Origin of the sequence: Pseudomonas asplenii (assembly GCF_001293465.1) — a bacterium.
GTDB lineage: Bacteria > Pseudomonadota > Gammaproteobacteria > Pseudomonadales > Pseudomonadaceae > Aquipseudomonas > Aquipseudomonas fuscovaginae_B.
In genome coordinates this window covers 66,337-86,024 of the sequence record NZ_JSYZ01000021.1, presented here as the reverse complement: position 1 = coordinate 86,024, position 19,688 = coordinate 66,337, and the positions used below count along the sequence as shown (strand labels likewise).

The 19,688-nt window shown below is 61.5% G+C and carries 20 protein-coding genes; 7 read left to right on the top strand and 13 right to left on the bottom strand.

Annotated features, from left to right (window positions below; genetic code table 11):
• Positions 1-86: 86 nt before the first annotated feature.
• From PF66_RS25660 to rplM, 7 genes are all read right to left on the bottom strand, one after another.
• The gene (locus PF66_RS25660) at positions 87-491 is read right to left on the bottom strand and encodes a ClpXP protease specificity-enhancing factor (RefSeq protein ID WP_054059875.1); all 405 of its coding nucleotides are present in this window, start codon (positions 489-491) and stop codon (positions 87-89) included.
• A complete protein-coding gene (locus PF66_RS25655; protein ID WP_054059876.1) occupies positions 491-1,120 on the bottom strand; it encodes a glutathione S-transferase N-terminal domain-containing protein in 630 nt (209 codons plus the stop codon). Before PF66_RS25655 ends, PF66_RS25660 begins: the two co-directional genes overlap by 1 nt.
• 189 nt (positions 1,121-1,309) lie before the next feature.
• Positions 1,310-2,092 carry a cytochrome c1 gene (locus PF66_RS25650; protein ID WP_054064178.1) on the bottom strand — a complete coding sequence of 261 codons (783 nt, stop codon included), beginning with the start codon at positions 2,090-2,092 and terminating at the stop codon, positions 1,310-1,312.
• Positions 2,092-3,303, bottom strand: coding sequence for a cytochrome b (locus PF66_RS25645; RefSeq protein WP_054059878.1), 1,212 nt, complete (start codon positions 3,301-3,303; stop codon positions 2,092-2,094). Before PF66_RS25645 ends, PF66_RS25650 begins: the two co-directional genes overlap by 1 nt.
• Positions 3,303-3,896, bottom strand: a complete 594-nt coding sequence (petA, locus tag PF66_RS25640; protein ID WP_026145298.1) for a ubiquinol-cytochrome c reductase iron-sulfur subunit — start codon at positions 3,894-3,896, stop codon at positions 3,303-3,305. The genes PF66_RS25645 and petA overlap by 1 nt, the downstream gene beginning before the upstream one ends.
• 250 nt (positions 3,897-4,146) lie before the next feature.
• A complete protein-coding gene (gene rpsI / locus PF66_RS25635) occupies positions 4,147-4,539 on the bottom strand; it encodes a 30S ribosomal protein S9 (RefSeq protein WP_054059879.1) in 393 nt (130 codons plus the stop codon).
• Between the two features lie 14 nt (positions 4,540-4,553).
• Complete coding sequence (rplM, locus tag PF66_RS25630) at positions 4,554-4,982, bottom strand: 50S ribosomal protein L13 (RefSeq protein WP_017904821.1); 429 nt, start codon at positions 4,980-4,982, stop codon at positions 4,554-4,556.
• Between the two features lie 245 nt (positions 4,983-5,227).
• Here rplM and PF66_RS25625 point away from each other — a divergent pair, with 245 nt between their 5' ends.
• Positions 5,228-6,268 (top strand): NADP(H)-dependent aldo-keto reductase, encoded by a 1,041-nt coding sequence (locus PF66_RS25625; RefSeq protein WP_054064177.1) that lies wholly within the window; start codon positions 5,228-5,230, stop codon positions 6,266-6,268.
• Between the two features lie 226 nt (positions 6,269-6,494).
• Here PF66_RS25625 and PF66_RS25620 read toward each other — a convergent pair whose 3' ends face one another.
• Positions 6,495-7,631, bottom strand: a complete 1,137-nt coding sequence (locus tag PF66_RS25620; RefSeq protein ID WP_054064176.1) for an acyl-CoA dehydrogenase family protein — start codon at positions 7,629-7,631, stop codon at positions 6,495-6,497.
• A gap of 221 nt (positions 7,632-7,852) precedes the next feature.
• On the opposite strand from PF66_RS25620, the gene PF66_RS25615 reads away from it, so the two are divergent.
• From PF66_RS25615 to PF66_RS25595, 5 genes are all read left to right on the top strand, one after another.
• A complete protein-coding gene (locus PF66_RS25615; RefSeq protein WP_193394231.1) occupies positions 7,853-8,773 on the top strand; it encodes a GlxA family transcriptional regulator in 921 nt (306 codons plus the stop codon).
• A gap of 137 nt (positions 8,774-8,910) precedes the next feature.
• Positions 8,911-10,917, top strand: coding sequence for a flavin monoamine oxidase family protein (locus PF66_RS25610; RefSeq protein WP_081009911.1), 2,007 nt, complete (start codon positions 8,911-8,913; stop codon positions 10,915-10,917).
• 71 nt (positions 10,918-10,988) lie between these two features.
• A complete protein-coding gene (locus PF66_RS25605) occupies positions 10,989-11,885 on the top strand; it encodes a nitrilase family protein (protein WP_054064174.1) in 897 nt (298 codons plus the stop codon).
• Between the two features lie 13 nt (positions 11,886-11,898).
• Entirely contained in the window at positions 11,899-13,083 is a 1,185-nt protein-coding gene (locus tag PF66_RS25600) for a hypothetical protein (protein ID WP_054064173.1), read from the top strand.
• Between the two features lie 109 nt (positions 13,084-13,192).
• The gene (locus PF66_RS25595) at positions 13,193-14,179 is read left to right on the top strand and encodes an asparaginase (protein WP_054059885.1); all 987 of its coding nucleotides are present in this window, start codon (positions 13,193-13,195) and stop codon (positions 14,177-14,179) included.
• A gap of 35 nt (positions 14,180-14,214) precedes the next feature.
• Here PF66_RS25595 and zapE read toward each other — a convergent pair whose 3' ends face one another.
• From zapE to PF66_RS25580, 3 genes are all read right to left on the bottom strand, one after another.
• Positions 14,215-15,309 carry a cell division protein ZapE gene (zapE, locus tag PF66_RS25590; RefSeq protein WP_026145296.1) on the bottom strand — a complete coding sequence of 365 codons (1,095 nt, stop codon included), beginning with the start codon at positions 15,307-15,309 and terminating at the stop codon, positions 14,215-14,217.
• A 91-nt stretch (positions 15,310-15,400) separates the two neighbouring features.
• Entirely contained in the window at positions 15,401-16,753 is a 1,353-nt protein-coding gene (locus PF66_RS25585; RefSeq protein WP_054064172.1) for a tryptophan--tRNA ligase, read from the bottom strand.
• A gap of 25 nt (positions 16,754-16,778) precedes the next feature.
• A complete protein-coding gene (locus tag PF66_RS25580) occupies positions 16,779-17,408 on the bottom strand; it encodes an alpha/beta hydrolase (RefSeq protein WP_054059887.1) in 630 nt (209 codons plus the stop codon).
• Positions 17,409-17,556: 148 nt separating this feature from the next.
• Here PF66_RS25580 and PF66_RS25575 point away from each other — a divergent pair, with 148 nt between their 5' ends.
• A complete protein-coding gene (locus tag PF66_RS25575) occupies positions 17,557-17,994 on the top strand; it encodes a YhcB family protein (protein ID WP_054059888.1) in 438 nt (145 codons plus the stop codon).
• 84 nt (positions 17,995-18,078) lie between these two features.
• On the opposite strand, the gene PF66_RS25570 is transcribed toward PF66_RS25575, so the two are convergent.
• Together PF66_RS25570 and PF66_RS25565 are read right to left on the bottom strand one after the other, a co-directional pair.
• Complete coding sequence (locus tag PF66_RS25570; protein ID WP_054064171.1) at positions 18,079-18,882, bottom strand: OmpA family protein; 804 nt, start codon at positions 18,880-18,882, stop codon at positions 18,079-18,081.
• A gap of 97 nt (positions 18,883-18,979) precedes the next feature.
• A complete protein-coding gene (locus tag PF66_RS25565) occupies positions 18,980-19,624 on the bottom strand; it encodes an MBL fold metallo-hydrolase (protein ID WP_054064170.1) in 645 nt (214 codons plus the stop codon).
• Positions 19,625-19,688 lie beyond the last annotated feature (64 nt).

Below are 19,688 nucleotides of genomic sequence, written 5' to 3'. Positions count from 1 at the left end.
ACCTTATTCAGGACGGGACACCCGCAAACGAAAAAGCCCCTGTCACCGAAAGATGACAGGGGCTTTTTCATGCCCATCCGCTGCTGTTACTTCACCACCTTCAGGCTAGGACGCCCACTCGGACGCGGCGGCTCCGGCCCATCGTCATCCGGCTCGACTTCATTGTCGTCGTCTTCCAGTGGCGACTCGAGATCGAAGACCATGCCCTGGCCGTTTTCCCGGGCATAGATCCCGAGAATCGCGCCAATGGGCACATACAGCGTATGGGCCACACCACCGAAACGCCCCTCGAAACTGACCGCTTCGTTATCCATGTGCAGGTGACGCACGGCACTTGGAGAAATATTCAGGACGATTTGCCCGTCGCTGGCAAAGCCTTGCGGCACCTGGACCGAGGGGGCCTCGGAATTGACCAGGATGTGCGGCGTACAATCGTTATCCACTATCCATTCGTACAGGGCACGAACCAAATAAGGACGGCTGGAGTTCATTAAGCAGCTCCTTGGCGCATATCGCGTTCGACACCAGACAGGCTTGCCTGGAAAGCCTCACGCGCAAACTGGCGCTCCATATAATCGAGCAGCGGCTTGGCTTGCCGCGGCAGTTCAATACCCAGAATTGGCAAACGCCAGAGTATCGGTAATAGACAGCAATCGACCAGACTTTGCTCCTCACTCAGGAAGAAAGGCTTGTCGGCGAACAACGGAGATACCCCGGTGAGGCTCTCGCGCAGTTCCTTGCGCGCCTGCACACGCGCCGGCTCCTTGGTCCGCGAGTCCAGGATCAGGTCGACCAGCCCGCACCAGTCACGCTGGATGCGATGCATCAGCAGCCGGCTGTTGGCCCGCGCCACGGGATAAACCGGCAGCAGCGGTGGATGCGGGTAACGCTCATCCAGGTATTCCATCACCACAGTCGACTCCCACAACGCCAGGTCACGATCGACCAGGGTGGGCAGGCTGCCGTAAGGGTTCACTTCAGTCAGCTTCGCTGGCTGACGTCCCGCCTCGACACTGATGATCTCGGCACTGACACCCTTTTCCGCCAACACAATACGCACTCGGTGGGAATAGTGGTCGGCGGGGTCGGAGTAACAGGCCAACCGATTGGTCACGCCCATGGCGGTCCTCCTCGCTTGTTTGAAATGGTCGAAACGCAAAAACGAGCGCGCCCAAGGGAAGCCTCCCGTAACGAGTGGAGAAGACGGCCGGCGAAGCCTTTTCGGCTCCGCCCCCTCCACACCAGTTCGTTACGTCTCAGAGGCACCCTTGGGCGCGCACGATTGACTGACAGCTATATTACAACGTTATCAGTGCACATCCTTCCAGTATTCGCGCTTGAGCAGATAAGCGAATACGAAGAGGAAGGCCAGGTACAGCAGAACGTAAGTACCGATGCGCTGATGCTGCAGCTTCACCGGGTTGGCCGAGTAGGCCAGGAAGGTCACCAGGTTCTTGACCTTCTCGTCGAACTGCTCTTCCGTCAAGGCACCGGTTTTCGGCACGATGGTCAGTTGGTCGCACGCTTCATGAGTCAATGGCGTGCCGGTCAGCGGATCATACTGCTTCTTGCCATTCTCGACGATTTGCACCTGCTTGCAACCGACGACCTGACGACCCTGCAGGCCCACCAGCACGTTCGGCATGCCGACGTTCGGGAAGACCTTGTTGTTCACGCCCCATGGACGTGCCGGATCCTCGTAGAAAGAACGCAGGTAACCGTACAGCCAGTCGGTACCACGCACCCGCGCCACCAGGGTCAGGTCGGGCGGAGCCGCACCGAACCAGGCCTTGGCATCCGCCGGCTGCATGCCGATGCTCATGTGGTCGCCGATCTTGGCGCCGGTGAACACCAGGTTCTTGAGCATCAGGTCATGGGGAATACCCAGGTCATCTGCGACCCGCTCGTAACGCTGGAACTTGGCACTGTGGCAACCCATGCAGTAGTTGGCGAAGGTCCGCGCACCATCCTGCATGGCCGCCTTGTCGGAAACGTCGATGTCGACCTTTTCAAGCTCGGGACCACCATGCTCGGCAGCGAAGGACAGAACCGGCAGGGCCGCGAGCAGCAAAACAGCAAATAGTTTTTTCATCAGCCAGTCACCCTTTCCGGAACCGGTTTGGTCTTCTCGAGCCGGGTATAGAACGGCATCAGAATGAAGTAGGCGAAATACAGCACGGTGCACACCTGCGACAGCAGCGTACGCTCCGGCGTCGGCGCCATGACGCCCAGCCAGCCAAGGATCAGGAAAGACACACAGAAGATCACCAGCCAGATCCGGCTCAGCCAGCCCTTGTAGCGCATCGACTTGACCGGACTGCGATCCAGCCACGGCAGCACGAACAGCAGGGCAATCGAGGCGCCCATGGCGAGAACCCCCATGAGCTTGTCCGGCACCGCCCGCAGGATCGCGTAGAACGGTGTGAAGTACCAGACAGGGGCGATGTGCTCCGGCGTCTTGAAGGCGTTGGCCACCTCAAAGTTCGGTTTTTCCAGGAAATAACCGCCCATTTCCGGGAAGAAGAACACTACGGAACAGAAGACGAACAGGAACACCACCACGCCGACAATGTCTTTCACGGTGTAGTACGGGTGGAACGGAATGCCGTCCAGCGGTACGCCGTTTTCGTCCTTTTTCTTCTTGATGTCGACACCATCGGGGTTGTTCGAGCCCACTTCGTGCAGCGCCAGGATGTGCAGCACCACCAGGCCGAGAATCACGATCGGCAGGGCCACCACATGCAGGGCGAAGAAGCGGTTCAGGGTGATCCCGGAAATCAGGTAGTCACCGCGGATCCACTGGGTCAGGTCGTTACCGATGACCGGGATCGCGCCGAACAGCGAGATGATCACCTGCGCGCCCCAGTAGGACATCTGCCCCCACGGCAGCAGGTAGCCCATGAAGGCCTCGGCCATCAGCGCCAGGTAGATCAGCATGCCGAACAGCCAGACCAGCTCGCGCGGCTTCTGGTACGAACCGTAGAGCAGGCCACGGAACATGTGCAGATAGACCACGATGAAGAACGCCGAAGCGCCGGTGGAGTGCAGCAGACGCAGGATCGCGCCGTACTCGACATCACGCATGATGTATTCGACGGAGGCGAAGGCCTCTTCCGCCGAAGGGGTGTAGCTCATCGTCAGCCAGACACCGGTGACGATCTGGTTGACCAGCACCAGCAGCGCCAGGGAGCCGAAGAAGTAGAGGAAGTTGAAGTTTTTCGGTGCGTAGTACTTGCTGAGATGGTCTTCCCACATCTTGGTGGCGGGGAAGCGCGCATCAACCCAATCCATGAACTTGCTCATCACGCTTTCTCCTGATCGACGCCAACGACAATGATCGTGTCGGACTCATAGGAATGCGGCGGAACCGGCAGGTTCAAAGGCGCGGGCTGAGCCTTGTAGACACGACCGGCGAGATCGTAGTGGGAACCGTGGCAAGGGCAGAAATAGCCGCCTACCCAGTCCTTGCCGAGGTCGGCGGGTGCCACTTCCGGACGGAAGGTGGGAGAGCAACCCAGGTGGGTGCAGATACCGATCAGCAGCAGGACTTCCGGCTTGATCGAACGCGTCTTCGGATCGACGTAGGGGGGTTGTACCGAGTTCTTGGAGGTTGGATCGGAGAGCTGCCCCTCGATCTTCGTCAGATTCCCCAGGATCTCTTCGGTGCGGCGAACGATGAAGACCGGCTGGCCACGCCACTCGGCAATCATCTGCTGCCCCGGGTCGATCTTGGCGATATTCACTTTCACCGGTGCACCGGCGGCTTTCGCCTTGGCACTGGGAAACCATGACCCCACGAACGGGACCGCAGCCCCTACCGCTCCTGCAGCTCCTACCACGGATGTGGCTGCTACGAGAAAGCGACGCCGGCCTGCATTCACGCCGTCATTGCTCATTCAGTCCTCTCCCATCAGCTTTGTGGCCTGTTAAATCAGGCGTCTAAGTAAAAATCTATCGTTATAAAAATTTTGCCGAATGGTAATGAAAAGCCCCACCTCTGACAAGGTAATTACCCGGCACACAGTGCCCCAGGCCTTGTAGTATAGGGGGTCTACGGATGTGGCAAGTTGTCACAGCAAATATTTCGCCCATAAAAAAAGCCCGGTTCCACATGGGAACCGGGCTTCTTTTGAAGCGGGTAGCGAATTAACGCTTCGAGTACTGCGGACGCTTACGCGCTTTACGCAGACCCACTTTCTTACGCTCAACTTCACGAGCGTCGCGGGTAACGTAACCAGCTTTACGCAGGGTGCTGCGCAGGGTTTCGTCGTAATCCATCAGGGCACGAGTGATGCCGTGGCGGATTGCGCCAGCCTGGCCACTCACGCCACCACCGATGACAGTGACGTAGACGTCGAACTTCTCGACGGTCTCGGTCAGTTCCAGCGGTTGACGAACTACCATGCGGGCAGTTTCGCGACCGAAGAACGTGTCCAGGGAGCGGTTGTTGATGGAGATGTTACCGGTACCTGGACGCAGGAAAACGCGTGCGGTTGCGGTCTTGCGACGGCCAGTGCCGTAGTTTTGAGTCGCCGACATAATGAACTATTCCGTTAAATCTTCAGTTCTTGGGGCTGCTGAGCAGTATGAGGGTGTACAGCGCCCGCATAGACTTTCAGCTTACGGTACATGTCGCGACCCAGCGGGTTCTTAGGCAGCATGCCTTTTACCGCGGTCTCGATCACGCGCTCAGGGGCCTTTGCGATCAGCTTTTCGAAGTTGATCGACTTGATGCCGCCCGGGAAACCGGAGTGGGAGTAGTACATCTTGTCGGAGGTTTTAGCACCGGTCACACGAACCTGCTCGGCGTTGATGACGACGATGTAGTCACCGGTATCGACGTGCGGGGTGTATTCGGCTTTGTGCTTGCCACGCAGACGGCTCGCGATTTCGGTGGCCAGACGACCCAGGGTCTGACCAGCAGCGTCGACGACAAACCAGTCGCGCTTAACTGTTTCCGGTTTAGCAGTAAAAGTTTTCATTCTTTATAGCCTCAGGGGCCGCCTGTAAATAAGACGGCGGATCTTACTGAATAGTGCGTACTTTGACAAGGTCAAAGGCAGCCGGATACAGACGCTATCGGGGGCTCGGGTCGGCGCGTCCGTTCAACGGCAAGATTCTTTGGCGGCGGCGCATCACTTCCACTGCATAAAGAGGTGCGCAATTATCCAGATTGCCAAAAAAAATTCAACCTGCTTTTATGGGTGTTTTCCCACGGGAGCAGCCAATGGAATACCGTCAGCTAGGCCGAACCGACCTGAACGTGAGCGCAATTTGCCTGGGGACCATGACCTGGGGCGAGCAGAACACCGAGTCCGAAGCCTTTGCCCAGATCGAGCGCGCCAAGGCCGCCGGCATCAACTTCATGGACACCGCCGAGATGTACCCGGTGCCGCCCAGGGCCGAAACCTATGCCAGCACCGAACGCATCATCGGCAACTGGTTCAAGCAGCGTGGCGATCGCGACCAGTGGGTCCTGGCGAGCAAGATCGCCGGCCCCGGCAACGGCATCGGCTATATTCGCGACGGCAACCTCAAGCACAACCGCCGGCATATCGTCGAAGCCCTGGATGCCAGCCTCAAGCGCCTGCAGACCGACTGGATCGACCTCTACCAACTGCACTGGCCGGAGCGCAGCACCAATTTCTTCGGGCAGTTGGGCTACAAGCACAAGGCCGACGAGGCCTTCACGCCGATCGAGGAGATCCTCGAAGCGCTGGACGAGCAGGTCAAGGCCGGCAAGATCCGCCACATCGGCCTGTCCAACGAAACGCCATGGGGCACCATGAAATTCCTGCTCGAAGCCGAGCGCCGCGGCTGGCCGCGGGCGGTGTCGATCCAGAACCCCTACAACCTGCTCAACCGCAGTTTCGAGGTCGGTCTGGCGGAAGTCGCCCTGCGCGAGCAATGCGGCCTGCTGGCCTATTCGCCGATGGCGTTCGGCTTCCTCTCGGGCAAGTACGAAGGGGGTGCGCGCCCGGAAAAGGCCCGCCTGAGCCTCTACAGCCGCTTCAGCCGCTACTTCAACCCGCAATCGGAAGCCGCCTGCAGCCGCTACGTCGCCCTGGCCCGCGAACATGGCCTGGACCCGGCACAGATGGCCCTGGCGTTCGTCACCGGGCAGCCGTTCGTGACCAGCAACATCATTGGCGCCACGACCCTGGAACAGCTGGACAGCAACATTGCCAGTGCCGAACTGAAGCTGTCGGAGGAAGTGCTGGCGGGGATCGAGGCGATCCACAAGGATCAGCCGAACCCGGCGCCGTAAACCGGGAACGGGGTCTGCCATGAGATCCTGTTCGCGGATGAATCCGGCTCCCAGGAAGCGCGACGCATATCAGCCAGGTTCTGCAGCTTATCGGCAGTAAGCTGAAGACCGTTGGCCCCCACACGGCGTCGCGTAGATCACAGGTTCCGTGAGCGCCGAAAAACTGTGGGAGCCGGACTCATCCGCGAACGGGCCATCCCGGGCTGCGCTGCCTCAGCTCCCGCCCTCACAGCGACCGCGCAATGATCTCCTTCATGATCTCGTTGGTCCCCGCATAGATCCGCTGCACCCGCGCATCCGCCCAGGCCCGGGCCACCGGGTATTCCCACATGAAACCGTAGCCACCATGCAGTTGAACGCACTCGTCGAGCACCTTGCACTGCAGGTCAGTGCCCGAGTACTTGGCCATCGCCGCGGTCGGCACATCGAGCCTGCCCTCCAGATGCAACTCCAGGCAGCGGTCGACGAACACCCGGCCGATCTGGATCTCGGTGGCCATCTCCGCCAGCTTGAAGCGGGTGTTCTGGAAGTCGGCGATCGCCTTGCCGAAGGCCTTGCGTTCGCGGGTGTAGTCCAGCGTCCACTGCAACGCCGCCTCGGCCGACGCCAGCGCACCCACCGCCACGGTCAGGCGCTCCTGGGGCAGTTCCTGCATCAGGTAGGCGAAGCCCATGCCGGCCTGCCCCAGCAGGTTCTCCTTCGGCACGCGGACATCCTGGAAGAACAGCTCCGAGGTGTCCTGGGCCTTCATCCCGACCTTCTCCAGCCGCTTGCCCTTGGCAAAGCCCGGCGTATCGGCCTCGACCAGGAACAGGCTGGTGCCCTTGGCCCCGGCCTTCGGATCGGTCTTGGCGACCACGATCACCAGGTCGGCGAGAAAGCCATTGGTGATGAAGGTCTTCGAACCATTGAGGACATACTCGTCGCCATCGAGCACCGCCGTGGTCTTGACCCCCTGCAGATCGGAACCGGCCCCCGGCTCGGTCATCGCGATGGCCGTGACCATTTCGCCACTGACCAGGCGCGGCAGGTACTTGAGCTTCAGCGCTTCACTGCCGTAATGCAGGATGTACGGCGCGACGATGTCCGAATGCAGCGAGAAGCCGATGCCGCTCAGGCCCAGCCGGCTGATCTCCTCGATCACCACCGCGCTGTAGAGAAAGTCCGCCGCCATGCCGCCGTAGGCCTCCGGCAGGTGGGAGCAGAGCATCCCCGCCTGCCCCGCCTTGCGCCACAGCTCGCGATCGACATAACCACGCTTTTCCCACTGGGCATGAAAGGGCAACGCCTCCTGCTCGAGGAACTTGCGTACGCTGCCGCGGAATAGCTCGTGCTCGGAACTGAACAGGGTTCTGGGGATCATGCGGGCACCTTGCAGACACACTGAAGCCGGGATTGGCCCAGTGAGCCTATGCCAGCGTTTTGCCTCGAACCACTGGACACATGCGACAAAAAATAAGACGATCCAGCCGTTTGTTGACCACTATCCCTTATAAGAATAATCGAATCATGGCTAACACTTCCTCGACGTCCTTGCGGCGCGTCAGCATCCTGGCTACCGACCGGGTCTTCGCCTCGACCCTCATGCAAGCCAAGGACTTCTTCCATCTCGCCAGCCTGCGCCATGGCAAGCAGCTCGGCCAGGGGCTCACACCCGCCTTCGAGACACGCCTGGTCAGCCCGGACGGCAACCCCGTGGGCAGCTTCAGCGACGTGATCATGCCGGTGGACGGCGGCCTGGCCGATACCGATGTGATCATCCTGCCGGCGTTCTGGGACGACTTCGACAACCTCTGCCAACGCTACCCGCAGGTCCTGCCCTGGCTGCGCGAACAGCACGCCCGTGGCGCCGTGCTCTGCGGCGAGGCGACCGGGGTCTTCTGGCTGGCCGAAGCCGGCCTGCTCGACGGCAAGGAGGCCACCACCTACTGGCGCTTCTTCAACACCTTCAGTGAACGCTTCCCCAACGTCCACCTGAACCAGGACAAGCACCTGACCGACGCCGACAACCTGTACTGCGCCGGCGGCACCACCTCGGCCTGCGACCTCTACATCTACCTGATCGAGCGATTCTGCGGGGCCAACATCGCCCAGGCCGTGGCCCGCGACATCCTCTACGAAGTGCAGCGCAGCTACGCGCCGGGACGCATCGGCTTCGGCGGCCAGAAGCTGCACCAGGACGTGATCATCCTGCAGATCCAGCAGTGGCTCGAAGAACACTTCGCCGACAAGTTCCGCTTCGAGGATGTGGCCCGCGACCACGGCATGAGCATCCGCAACTTCATGCGCCGCTTCCAGACCGCCACCGGCGACAAGCCGCTGCACTACCTGCAGCGCCTGCGCATCGAGACCGCCAAGGGCCTGTTGTCCGGCACCCGCAAGAGCATCAAGACCATCAGCTACGAGGTCGGCTACGACGATGCCAGTTTCTTTGCGCGACTGTTCCGCCAGCACACCGAACTGTCACCGAACCAGTATCGACAACAGTTCCAGCAGGCCGCCTGAACCGCGGCGCTGCTGTCCGACTGCATAGGCAGGAGCGCCCTGAACCTCCATACCAGAATACCGCGCAGTCCCCACCTCGAAACTCCAGACTCGTTCGGCAACCCTCTCCCAACGGCCAATGACAAGGAGTTTCAAGGATGCCGTCCGAATCGCCCGCAACCCCCATACACGGTACGCCTCAACCGGACAACAATCGTTGGCGCCCCCCTTTCCCCAACCCGCCCGACTTGTGTTTCGACTATCGAAAACTGGTTGAACAACCCGGCGGCATTGCCGATGCCAGCGGTATCAATCACAAGGTCGCCATCGTTGGCGCCGGAATAACCGGGCTGACCACGGCCAGGGAATTGCTGCGCTGCGGCTTGCGCGACATAACCCTGTTCGAACAATCGAGCCGGGTCGGTGGGCGCCATCTGACAGTGGTGGACCGAAGCCTGCCCGCCGGCGCCGGCTCCACCCCCTTCGAAATGGGCGCCATGCGCCTGCCCTTCTTCAATCGACGCGGTGAACCGCCACTCGAAGGGCGATCCCTGCAGGCCTACTACACGAAGCTGTTCCAGTTGAAGATTTCCGACTTTGCCAACCCCGGCAGCGCCCATGTGAACGGCACCGGGATTTTCCTGCGCGACGGCCTGCTGGACACGCAAACCACTCCACAGATGCTCATCTGGAACAACCATGACGGGCAAACGCCGCCACCCGGTGAATCGCTGCAGCGGGTATATGGCAAATGGAGGGCCTTCGTTGCACGCCTGGACAAGCAGATACAGACACACTATGCCGGCCCGGGTTGGGAAAGCCTTTGGGCAGCCATCGCCCAGCGTTATGAAAGCCTGTCGTTTCGCAGTCTGCTGGCTCTGGCACCGCTGGAGAACTGGAATCCATCCAACCCCGGTGACTTCGGCGGGGTGGGTATGAACGCAGAGGAATCGGCGATCTTCTACGCGATCGGTATCGGCGACGGCAGTTGGGGAGCATTTTACGACGCGTGCTGCCTGTATCCGATACGAACCGCACTCTTCGGGTTCAGCGACCAGTTGCAACTGATCCACGGTCGCGTCGACGATCGAGGCAAGCCTCTACCGGCACCTCATCTGCACCAGTACGAACTGCTCGACTCCCACGGGCTGGCTTTCGATGGCCCCCGATACCTGGGAGTTGCAGCGCTGGACGAGTGCATGCTGTTCCTGGATATCGACAAGCCAGGCAGTTCCTTTTTCGACCATTGCAAACAACGCGGAGCGGGATTCTCCAGCCAATCCAGGGTCACGGGCCTGAGCAAACTGACCAACCAGAAGATCCGCGTGCACTACGAACGGCAATGGAGCGACCCACAGCGACGCCTGTCCTGCCACGAAGACTTCGACTCGGTTGTACTCACCCTGCCATCCTGGCTGATCGAAACCACGATCCAGCTCGTTGGCTTCACCGAGCAGATGCTGCCATTTCAAATCCGCAACGCCTACCAGACAGCGCACTGGGAAACCAGTTGCAAGGTATTCGCGCCCTTGCAGAAGCGCTTCTTCAGCGACGCCCATGGCATTCCCCAGGCGATGGTCACGGACAGCCTGATTCACGACGTCTACACCTACCGCTACAACGAGAGCTACCCCAACGACTGCATTCTGCTGAGCTACACCTGGGAGGACGATGCGACCAAGCTGGCGATATTCAGCGACCGGGAACTGGTCGCCAAGTGCATCGCCGAGCTGGACCGGATCCTGCTGCGCGCCAGCAATATCAACCGACGTATTTCTCCCTACATCGATGCCGACAAGGCCCGGGTCCATCGCTGGATCACTGATCGCAACGCTCTCGGCGCGGCACGGCTGTATCGCCCCGGGACCTACTACGATGTCATCGACCTGATGAGCTACAACCGCAACTACTCGGCCGGCAGTGGCCTTTACCTCTGCGGGGAGTCGTTCTGCGTCGACGCCGGGTGGACCGAACCCTGCCTGCGCGGAGCGGTGGACACCGTCATCCACCTCTGCGACAGGATTGGAGCCCGTTTCAACGGCGGGTTCAGATTGAATGATTACCCCATCTACGCCAGCCGCCCGAAAACGCCTGGGAACGTTCAAAATACCTCGCCGACATCAGGAAATACCCCGCAGAACTCAGAGGAAAAAGCCGACAGATAAATTTCGTTTGATGGCATCTCATAAACCCACCAATTCAATCGGATTGGGTAATAAGAATGAGAGCACATCAAATGAATGACTCCAGACACGCCATCAGCCCCGCCCGCATTGCCGTCGTACAGTTCGACCCCCAAGTCGGTATCACCCGACGCAAGCACAACCTGCAGCGCACTCTCGAGCTTGCAACCCAGGCGGCGAGCGCCGGAGCCAATCTCATCGTGCTGCCGGAACTGGCCAACACCGGCTACATGTTCCGCGACCGCGAGGAAGCTTTCGCCCACGCCGAGGAGATTCCGGCCGGAGACAGCGTACAGGCCTGGATCGACCTGGCCTGCAAGCACCAGGTCTATCTGGTCGCGGGTCTTGCCGAGCGTGATGGCATACAACTGTTCGACTCGGCAGTACTGATCGGCCCGCAAGGATTCATCGGCAAATACCGCAAGGCGCACCTATGGAACGCCGAGAAGCTCTGGTTCACTCCCGGTGATCTTGGCTTCCCGGTGTTCGATACCCCTATCGGGCGCATCGGCCTGCTGATCTGCTGGGACATCTGGTTCCCCGAAGTCCCGCGGCTACTTGGCCAACAGGGCGCAGACATCATCTGCAGCCTGAACAACTGGGTCTGGACCCCACCCCCACTGTTCGACCAAAGCGGCCGTTGCATGGCGTCCTACCTGACCATCACCGCCGCACATGTCAACAACGTCTTCATCGCCGCTGCGAACCGCATCGGCAGTGACCGTGGCGAGCGCTTTCTAGGTTGCTCGTTGATTGCCGGCACCAACGGTTGGCCGATTGGCGAAGTGGCAAGCGCCGAGGAGGAGGTCATCCTGTATGCCGACATCGACCTCTCCCAGGCTCGCAGCGCACCGATCTGGAACAGCCTGAACGACCTGCCACGTGACCGTCGCGCCGATCTCTATGACAGCATGCTCGGCTATACCCGCCATCCTGCCCTACCACGCTGACAAGGAGGCGGTCATGAACAAGCGGTCCTTTGAGAACCAACGTGACTACCTGCCTGCCTACCTGCTCACGCTCTACCTGGTGATTCCCTGCCTGCTGATTGCCTGGATGATGCTGTCGGGCAGCCTGCCGCCATGGCCGGACTACCAGCACATGATGGACAGCCTGCCAGCGCCGGGCGCCTGGCTGCGCTGGTGGGTCGGCGATATCAGCGAAGTGGCTTTCTACAAACACGAATTGGCTTCACTGGGGCTGCTGGCCGGCGCCGCCCTCGGCCACTGGGCCTACCGCCAGGGCAAGTCCTGGCAGGGCTTCGCCATCGCGTATGGCAGCGGACTGTGGCCCTGGCTGATCAGCAGTTCGCTGCTCGGCCTGCTGCTGAGCAACCTGTTGTGGGGCTGGACTGTTCCACGCTTCGGCTGGCAACCAACGTTCGCCGCTTTCGTCTCAGTGCCAGCGGCGACGGTGCTGCTGTTCGGTGCAGGCTGGAGAATCGCCGTTACCGGTGCGGTGATGGGCGCGCTGCTGGTCACACCACTGTGCCTGTTACTGGTCAATTTCCTGTGCACGCCACTGGAACTGCCCGCGGTCATTGGCAACGTGTCAGGCATGGCACTGGGTAGCGTGCTGGCCTTTCTCATCTGCCGGAGTTGGCCGATGCTGGTACGGCCTCTGCCGCCAGCCCGCGAAACATCGGCATCCCCCCAGCCAGCCCAAACGCACAAGTATGGCTTGGGCTGGGGCATGCGCCGGGTGCTGGCGGACTTCTCCGAAGCACCGTTCTTCGGCAACGAGTGGGCAAGTCTCGGCCTGCTGCTCGGCGTGCTGCTGGCCTATGTGCTGAACCCGCTCGCGCCGGCCTATGGCTCGGGCCTGCTGCTGTCGATACTTGCAGCTCAGGCACTGTCCTCGGTCATTGGCGTCACGCTCTGGCGCCAACAATGGATCGAACTCGGCTGGTATCCCACCTACATACCGATCGTATCGGTGGCTCCCGCTGCGGTCCTCAGCCACGGCGGCAGTCCCCTGGTGGTACTCGCCAGTGCGATGTTTGGTGCCCTGCTTGCACCGCCCCTGGCCGTGGCACTGTCAAGGCGTCTGCCCACTTACCTGCACCCGTACATCGGCAACGTGTTGTCGATGGCCATCAGCACCCTGCTGATCGTCCCGCTGGTGGGGGTAATGCTGCGCCTGACTTGATCCTCGCAGGCTCGCCAACGGAATTGCCCCATTGCGACCACTCCCCTGAACCGGCACTCCCCTTGGGTTGCCGGCCAGGTTCTTTCAGTCCTCAACCAGCGAGTACACCATGTCCCTTCCCTTGCTTTCCATCGCTGCCCTCGGCGGCACTGTCAGCATGCAGGCAGCCCGCCCGAACGGCGGAGTCATGCCCAGCCTGGACGGCCAGACTCTGCTGTCTCAGGTCCCGCAACTCAACGCAAGCGCCCGGGTCATCGTCGAAACCTTGTGCCTGCAAGCCAGCGCCTCGCTGGATTTCGAACGGCTGCTCGATGTCCTGGCCTGGGCTCGGGAACAGGTTGCCCAAGGGGCCAGCGGGGTACTGATCACCCAGGGGACTGATACCCTGGAGGAATCCGCATTCTTCCTCGACCTGCTCTGGCCGTTCGATACGCCACTGGTGTTGACCGGAGCCATGCGCCCGTCCTCGCAACTCGGCGCCGACGGCCCGGCCAACCTGCTGCAGGCCGGTCTGGTGGCGCTGGCTGCCGAGAGTCGAAAGCGGGGCGTCCAGGTGGTACTCAACGGCCAGGTTCACGCCGCTGCCCGGGTACGCAAGATCGACGCACTGGCACTGGAGGCGTTCAGCTCGCCGCTGTTCGGTCCGGCCGGGCTGATAATCGAGAACAACGTCCGCTACCTGCACCCACCGGCAGAGCGCAGGACCCTGCCACTGCCGCAGCGTCTCGACCAGCGAGTCGCCATGCTCGAGGCGACCCTGTCAGCCGACACCCTGCTGCTGGAGCAGCTCCCGGGGTTGGGTTACGAGGGGCTGGTCATCGCCGGCTTCGGCGCCGGTCATGTCAGCGAGCACTGGGCCAACATTGCCGCTGGCCTGGCGCGACATATCCCGGTGGTGGTGGCAACACGCACAGGTGCGGGCCCGACGGCGACCAAATCGTATGGCTTCATCGGCAGCGAGATGGATCTGCTCAAGCGCGGAGTGCAGATGGCTGGCGCCCTCTGCCCGCGCAAGACGCGAATACTGCTGTGGCTACTGCTCGGCTGCCAATGCATGGAGGAGTTGCCCGACTGGCTCGGGCATTTCGACCTGTAGTCGAGGGGGCGTCGAGCGACGCCCCGGACGCTGTCCTAGGGCTTGTGCGCCCGCGACAGGAATTCGTGGGACTGCATTTCCAGCAGACGGCTGAGGGTCCGCTGGAATTCGAAGGTCAGGCGACCACCAGTGTAGAGATCCTTGAGCTCGACTTCCGCCGAGATGATCAGCTTGACGTTGCGGTCGTAGAACTCGTCGACCATGTTGATGAAGCGACGGGCGATGTCGTCGGTGGTGACGCTCATCTGCTCGACGCCGCTGAGCAGCACGGCGTGGAAGATCTTGCCCAGCTCGATGTAGTCGTTCTGGCTGCGCGGACCGTCGCACAGTTCGCGGAAGTCGAACCAGGCCACGTCATCACAGGTGCGCAAGGCGCGGATCTCGCGGTTCTCGATGATCAGCACATCGTTTTCCACCGCCTGGGTGCATTCCGGCGTCAGCGCGCGGAAGCTCTGGCGCAGGCTTTCGTGGGCGGCTTCATCGAGCGGGAAGTGATACAGCTCGGCCTGTTCGAGGTGACGCAGGCGATAGTCGACGCCGCTGTCGACGTTGACGATCTCGGTGTTCTGCTTGATCAGGGCGATCGCCGGGAGGAAACGCGCGCGCTGCAGACCGTCCTTGTACAGGCCGTCCGGGACGATGTTCGAGGTGGCGACCAGGGTCACGCCGTTCTTGAACAGCTCTTCCATCAGGGTGCCGAGGATCATCGCGTCGGTGATGTCGGAGACGAAGAATTCATCGAAGCAGATCACCCGGGTCTCGGCGGCGAAGCGCTTGGCGATGATCGTCAGCGGGTTCTTCTCGCCGCCCAGGGTCTTCATTTCCTCGTGCACGCGCTTCATGAAGCGGTGGAAGTGCGTACGGGTCTTTTCCTTGAAGGGCAGCGCTTCGAAGAAGGTATCCACCAGGTAGGTCTTGCCGCGACCCACGCCGCCCCAGAAATACAGGCCCTTGACCGGCGCCTGGTCTTTCTTGCCGAACAGCTTGCCGAGCAGGCCCGGTTTGTTCTGCGAGGCCGCGACCAGGTCGTCGTACAGGCGCTGCAAATGGCGCACAGCCGTTTCCTGGGCCGCGTCATGAAAGAACTCGGGACGTTTCAGATCAGCTTGATATCGTTCTAGGGGCGTCATAATTTCGTTAGCGAGGTAACAAAAACGGGCCGTCACTTTAGCGATGGCCCGTAGGAATGGCAATCGGCCCTTGGTCGGGTCGAACGTTGGGTCAGTCCTGAACCGGCGTCAGAGCCACGCGCAGAGCCTCGATGGCCGCGTCACGGGCCGCTTCGTCGGTGAATTCGGGGCTGTCGGCGACACAGGCGCCTTCCAACCACACGCCGAAGCTGCGAGCCTCGCTGCGGATATCCAGGGGCTGGCCCGTCTGCAGTTGCCTGGTCACCGCACCCGCCGTCTTGCCGTCGGCAAAATTGCGCGACAACAGCAATTGCTCGCCATCGGCCGCCAGCAGGCGGAAACGGAAGCTGTCGTCCTCGCGGAAGCTGACGAAACGCGCGGCCTTGGCGGCCTTCTTCTTGCTCGTCTCGGCCACCTGCACCGGGTTGACGAACGAACGCAGGCCGACCGCTTCGCGCAGTTGCGAGAGGAAGGGCGTGGCCACCTTGCGGGCTTTCTGCGCACCGGCCTGGAGAATGTCTTCCAGGTCCGCCGGGCGGGAAATCAGTTCGTGATAACGCTCGCGCTTCTCGCCCAGTTCGGCATCGAGCAACTGGAACAGCCGGTTCTTCGCTTCGCCCCAGCCCAGGCCATCCAGCAGCTCGGCGCGGAAAGCGGCAGCCTGGTCGAGCGTGGCGAACGCCTGGTACAGGGTGAACAGGTGCGAGTTGTCCGGATCCTTGGCTTCGCCCGGCGCGCGGGAGTCGGTGACGATCCGCGAAATGGCGTCCTTCATGTCCTTGGCACTGGTGAACAACGGAATGGTGTTGTCGTAACTCTTGGACATTTTCCGGCCATCCAGGCCCGGCAGGGTCGCCACGCTTTCCTCGATCAGTGCCTCGGGCATGACGAAGAACTCCTTGCCCTGGCCGAACAGGTGGTTGAAGCGCTGACCGATGTCGCGGGCCATTTCCACGTGCTGGATCTGGTCGCGACCGACCGGCACCTTGTGCGCGTTGAACATCAGGATGTCCGCCGCCATCAGCACCGGGTAGCTGTACAGGCCCATGCTGATCCCGGCATCCGGGTCCTCGCCCGTCTCGACGTTCTTGTCCACCGAGGCCTTGTAGGCGTGGGCACGGTTGAGCAGGCCCTTGGCCGCGACGCAGGTCAGCAGCCAGGTCAGCTCGGGGATTTCCGGGATGTCCGACTGGCGATAGAAGGTCACGCGGTCCACATCCAGCCCACCGGCCAGCCAGGTCGCGGCGATTTCCAGGCGCGAACGCTGGATGCGCAGCGGGTCGTCGCACTTGATCAGCGCATGGTAGTCGGCCAGGAAATAGAAGGAGTCGGCATTGCTGTCGCGGCTGGCCAGGATCGCCGGGCGGATGGCGCCGGCGTAGTTGCCCAGATGCGGCGTGCCGGTGGTGGTGATGCCGGTGAGGATACGCGTACGAGTCGTCATGGGTAATCGCTTAGTCAGACTGCTATCAATTCGAGAGGCGCGGCAGGAGCAGATCCTTCAGATCGGTCAACTTGCCATGAAAAAAGTGTCCGCATTCTGCCACTTTCAGCAGCTCATGGGGACGATCCAGCGCAGCGGACCAGTCATAGACCAGCTGGGGATCGATCACTTCGTCGGCTTCCGGCTGGATCAGGGTCAGCGGGCAGCCCACTGGCAGACGGTCCTCGGCACGCAGACGCATCACCGCCGCGGCCACCATGAACAGGTGCCTGAGCGACTGGCCACGGGCTTCCAGACGACCGCCGAGGGTGGCCGCGACGAAACCGCCGAAGGAGAAACCGAACAGCGTCAGCGGCAGGTCCGGATGTTTCGCCAGCAACCACTGCGCGGCGGCCTCGGCATCATCGACTTCACCACTGCCCATATCGTGGCTGCCAGCACTGGCCCCGACACCGCGGTAGTTGAAACGCAGGGTGATCAGCCCGGCATCGCGGGCGGTGCGTTGCAGGGTCGAGACGACCTTGTTGAGCATGGTCCCCCCCTGCACCGGGTTGGGGTGGCAGATCAACGCCAGACCGCGGGGCTCGGGGTTGTCCAGGTACAAGGCTTCCAGTTGACCGACCGGGCCGTCGATGAAAAAAGCGGTTTCACGCATAAGCAAGGAATGAACTCCGTGACCTCTCTAGGGGTCGACTCGTCTAGCTAAAAGTCTGTGCCTGACAGCTTGCGACCAGAAGATCGCGGTATACAGCGCAGGTCCGAGCCGTTAACGTAAAGCAAAGCCGTTTATAGAGGAAGGACTCGTGGAACACTCGCTCTTAGTTTGGTTGTTGCCGACTCTTGCCCTGGTTGCCGGTGTCGCCATCGGTTTCCTGGTCGCCCGTCTGGTCCCGAGTGCCGCTCCCAGCAGCACGCAGCGTCAGCTGGACGATATCCAGGAACGTTTCGATACCTATCAGAATGAGGTGGTCACCCACTTCAACAGCACCGCTGCCCTGGTCAAGAAACTCACCCAGAGCTACCAGGAAGTGCAGGACCATCTCGCCGAGGGCGCCAACCGCCTGGCCCTTGACGAACTGACCCGCCAACGCCTGCTGGCCGCCCTGCATTCCGAAGCGCCCCAGGCGCCACGGGAACGCCTGACCCCGCCCCGGGAAAACCAGGAGCCGCCGCGTGACTACGCGCCCAAGGCGCCGAATGCGCCCGGCATGCTCGACGAGCATTACGGCCTGAAGAAATAAACCGACTTCAGCCCCACGAAAAAGCCCGCCCGATCAGTGATCAGGCGGGCTTTTTCATTTCACATCCGGCCTTCAGTCAGGCACTCAAGGATACTGCTGCACCGGCTGACCGTATTGCTGGCCCTGCGGATACTGCTGGTACTGACCCTGTTGCTGGTATTGGCCCTGCTGCTGGTACTGCCCTTGCGGCTGACCATACTGCTGGCCAGGAATGGCACGCAGGTTGACTTCCACCCGGCGGTTCTGCGCCCGGCCATTGACGTCGGCGTTGCTGGCAATCGGGTTGTCCGGGCCGGCACCACGGGCCGACAGGTTGGCACCGTTGACGCCCTGCGAGGTCAGGTAGTTGGCCACGCTCTGCGCGCGACGCTGGGACAGGTCCATGTTCAGCTGGCGGCTGCCGGTGCTGTCGGTGTAGCCGACGATCTCGATCTGGTTCTGGTTGAACTCCTTGAGCGAGTTGGCCAGGTTGTTCAGCGGCTGGTAGAAGCTGCTGGCGATGGCATCGGAGTTGGTGGCGAAGGTGATGTTGCCCGGCATGATCAGCTTGATCTGGTCACCCTGACGCTGCACCTGGACGCCGGTGTTGGCCATGCTTTCACGCAGTTTCTTTTCCTGCTGGTCGGCGTAGTAACCGTAGCCGGCGGCACCCGCGCCAGCGACCAGGGCACCGATCAGTGCGCCCTTGCCACGGTTGTTGTGGTCGATGGCGGCACCGGCGACGGCACCGGCCAGGGCGCCCAGGCCACCATACTTGACGGTTCTGCTCATGCCCGAGGAGCCACCCTGCTCCACCTGTCCCTGGTTGTAATACGGGTTTTGCGTTGCACAGCCGGACAGCATGGCAACGGTGGTTGCGACGAGAATCAAACGACGCGAGGTGAACATGGATCTAGCTCCTACTCATTGAAAGTGCAGAGGCCGTTGGCGATGGACCTGTGCTGGCGTTTGAACACGACCGACGGCAAAAATTCCATGAAACCTTTCAACCGCGCACAAAAGGGTTTTCACGCATCTCATCGCCCAGCCGGGTGTCGGGCCCGTGACCGGTGACCACCGTCGCCTCCTCGTCCAGCGTATACAGGCGCTGCCTGATCGAACGGACGATGGTGGCCTGGTCGCCACCCCACAGGTCGGTCCGGCCGATGCCACGGCGAAACAGCGTGTCCCCGGCAATCAACAGTCTAGCCTCGGAAAACCAGAAGCTCATGGAGCCCGGCGTATGTCCCGGCGTATGCAGGGCCACGCCACAGCCACAGGCCAGTTCCTCGTCATCGGCCAGCCACCGGTCCGGCGACGGTACCGGCGTGTAGGGCACGCCGAACAGGTTGCACTGCATCTCCAGGTTGTCCCAGAGGAACTGGTCGTCCTTGTGCAGATGCAGGGAGGCCCCGGTTTTTTCCTTCAATTGGCCGGAAGCCAGGAAATGATCCAGGTGCGCATGGGTGTGGATAATGCTGACCACCTTCAGGCCCAGGGCATCGAGCCGGGCCAGGATCAACTCATGGTTGCCCCCCGGATCGACGACGATGGCTTTTTTCGTCAGCGGATCACCGATGATGGTGCAGTTGCACTGCAACGGGCCGACGGGGAAGGTTTCGCGGATCAGCGCGGGTTTTGCGGCGTCCATGGGCTGCTCCTGCAACAGGCTCGAAAGACCATAAAAAGGCCCCTGGCGATTGAGGTGCCGAACC